Source organism: Mycobacterium sp., assembly GCF_050701675.1.
GTDB lineage: Bacteria > Actinomycetota > Actinomycetes > Mycobacteriales > Mycobacteriaceae > Mycobacterium.
The window spans coordinates 1-2,469 of sequence record NZ_JBOGDD010001145.1 but is presented as its reverse complement, the minus strand read 5'-3'; the positions used below and the strand labels follow the sequence as shown (position 1 = coordinate 2,469).

4 protein-coding genes are annotated in these 2,469 nt (G+C 67.8%); 2 read left to right on the top strand and 2 right to left on the bottom strand.

Going from position 1 to position 2,469, the window contains the following annotated elements:
• On the bottom strand, positions 1–339 hold a 339-nt coding region (locus tag ACRDUX_RS35455; protein WP_526421305.1), incomplete at its 3' end, for a DEAD/DEAH box helicase.
• Between the two features lie 84 nt (positions 340–423).
• Positions 424–1,776: a nicotinate phosphoribosyltransferase gene (locus ACRDUX_RS35450; RefSeq protein WP_526421307.1), complete on the bottom strand. Its 1,353-nt coding sequence runs from the start codon at positions 1,774–1,776 to the stop codon at positions 424–426.
• A gap of 73 nt (positions 1,777–1,849) precedes the next feature.
• On the opposite strand from ACRDUX_RS35450, the gene clpS reads away from it, so the two are divergent.
• Both clpS and ACRDUX_RS35440 read left to right on the top strand, forming a co-directional pair.
• Positions 1,850–2,164 carry an ATP-dependent Clp protease adapter ClpS gene (gene clpS, locus ACRDUX_RS35445; RefSeq protein ID WP_526421303.1) on the top strand — a complete coding sequence of 105 codons (315 nt, stop codon included), beginning with the start codon at positions 1,850–1,852 and terminating at the stop codon, positions 2,162–2,164.
• 18 nt (positions 2,165–2,182) lie between these two features.
• Positions 2,183–2,469: DUF2017 family protein (locus tag ACRDUX_RS35440; RefSeq protein WP_526421301.1), on the top strand; the 287-nt coding region annotated here is incomplete at its 3' end.

Here is a 2,469-nt window from a genome sequence, read left to right as displayed (position 1 = left end):
GTCGAAGAGTTCCTCCTGTGGCAAGTCGTCAGCGGATTCGGTCGCCGATCCGTTGTTGATCTTGTTGAGACACAGGTAGTTTCCGCGACCCTTGAGAAGCGCGAACTCGGGGCGTCTCGGCACTTCGCCCGCCAGCGCGTCGGCCAGTCGCGGTAGGTCGCGGTCGAACAGCTGACGTTGAAGCGCGATCGTGGCCGTCGAGATGATCACGGGTTCGGCGCGAGCGATCGCGCGCATGATCGCGGGCACCAGATAGGCCAACGACTTCCCGGTGCCGGTACCGGCCTGGACGGCGAGGTGCTCGCCGGTCTCGAAGGCGTGGTCGACCGCCTCCGCCATCTCGATCTGGCCGGTGCGTTCCGTGCCGCCGAGTGCGGAAACGGCCTTGTCCAGCAGATCCCTGACGCCGCCCGTGTCTCCTCCTCAGGCCGTGCGCGTGGCGTCGGCCATGCGGGTGGGTATCGCGGGTTCGCCGTGGGAGAGTTTCAGGCCGTCCCACGGCAGGCTCTGCAGACCGGCCGCGACGCGCTCGCGCGCCGAGGCGAGATCCCGGTCCGCGACCGCTTCGCCCGCGCGCACCAGGGGGCGGGCGAGCGCGGTGGCGACCAGTCCGGCGGGCTCGACCGGTGGGTTGTGGGCAAGGTGCACGATTTCCTCGACGACGGTGCCCGTCCGCTTGGCCAGCCGATGTGCCTGCTTGCGGCCGCCATGGGACTCCTTGTGGCTGCTGCGCTTGGCTACCGGAACGCCGTCTACCTCGACGAGTTTGTAGACCATCCCCGCGGTCGGTGCGCCGGATCCCGTGACGAGGGAGGTGCCCACCCCGTACGAATCGACCGGCTCGGCGCGCAGGGCGGCGATGGCGAACTCATCGAGGTCGCTGGTCACGACGATCCGGGTGTTGGTGGCTCCCAGCCCGTCGAGTTGGTCGCGGACCTGCCGTGCGAGGACGCCGAGATCGCCGGAGTCGATGCGAACCGCGCCCAATTCCAGGCCGGCGACGGCGACGGCGTTGGCCACCCCGGTGGTGATGTCGTAGGTGTCGACAAGCAGCGTCGTTCCGACGCCGAGCGCGTCTACCTGCGCCTTGAACGCGGCCTGCTCGTCGGGCCCGTCCGGCGTCGTGTGCAGCAGCGTGAACGCGTGGGCGCTGGTCCCGAGCGCGGGGACGCCGTACCGGCGCTGCGCCTCGAGGTTCGACGATCCGCTGAAGCCGGCGACGTAGGCGGCCCGCGCGGCGGCGACGGCTGCCTGTTCGTGGGTGCGCCGCGAGCCCATCTCGATGAGCGGCCGTCCCCTGGCTGCGGACACCATCCGGGCTGCAGCCGATGCGATCGCGCAGTCGTGGTTGAGGATGGACAGCGCCAGCGTCTCCAACAGCACGCACTCGGCGAACGTGCCGTGGATGGACAACACGGGGGAACCCGGGAAGTACAACTCGCCTTCTGCGTATCCGTCGACGTCGCCGGTGAACCGGTAGTCGGCCAGGTACGCCAAGGTCTCCTCGTCGAGGAACTCCTTGAGCGGCTCGAGATCGCCGTCGTCGAAGGTGAACTGCGGCAAGGCATCCAGGAAACGTCCCGTGCCTGCGACGACGCCGTAGCGCCTTCCGTCGGGCAGGCGGCGCGCGAAGACCTCGAAGGTGGTCCGCCGGTGGGCGGTGCCATCGCGGAGTGCGGCCGCAAGCATCGTCAGCTCGTACTTGTCGGTGAGCAGTGCCGTCGTCGCGTACTCCCCGCGCAAGTGCTGGTCGCTCGTAGCACTCTCCTCGCGCAAGCGCTCGTCGGAAGTCACAGTGGCAACCGTAGCCGTTCGGAGCGTCAGTCAGCTCCCGTCTATTCTGGTCGGCATGGTTACGCCAGCGCGGACCCAGCCGGGGACTCGCGAGGAACGTAGGGTCGATCCGGACGTCGGGGAAGACGAGGCTACCGACAGCCCATGGGTGACCCTGGTGTGGGACGATCCGGTGAACCTGATGTCGTACGTGACCTACGTGTTCCAGAAGCTCTTCGGCTACAACGAGCCGCACGCCACCAAACTCATGCTGCAGGTGCACGAGGAGGGTAAGGCCGTGGTCTCCGCGGGCAGTCGGGAGTCCATGGAGGTCGACGTCACCAAACTGCATGCAGCGGGCCTGTGGGCCACGATGCAGCAGGATCGCTGAGCTCCGGGAGTACATGGCGTGCGGAAGTGGAAGCGTGTGGAAACCGCGGAGGGTACGCGCTTTCGGTCCGCGCTCGCCGCGCACGAGGCGACGCTGCTGCAAAGCCTGGTCAACTCGTTGATGGACATGCTGGTCGACCGCGAAACCTCTTCGCCCACAGATGAACTCGAAGAGCTCACGGGAATGCGTACTGGGCACTCGCAGCCGCCCGAGGATGACACGATGCTGCGTCTGCTGCCCGACTTCTTCCGGCCGCAGCACGATCACCCCGCGGGTTCGGGTACCGCAGAGAGTCTCAACAGCGC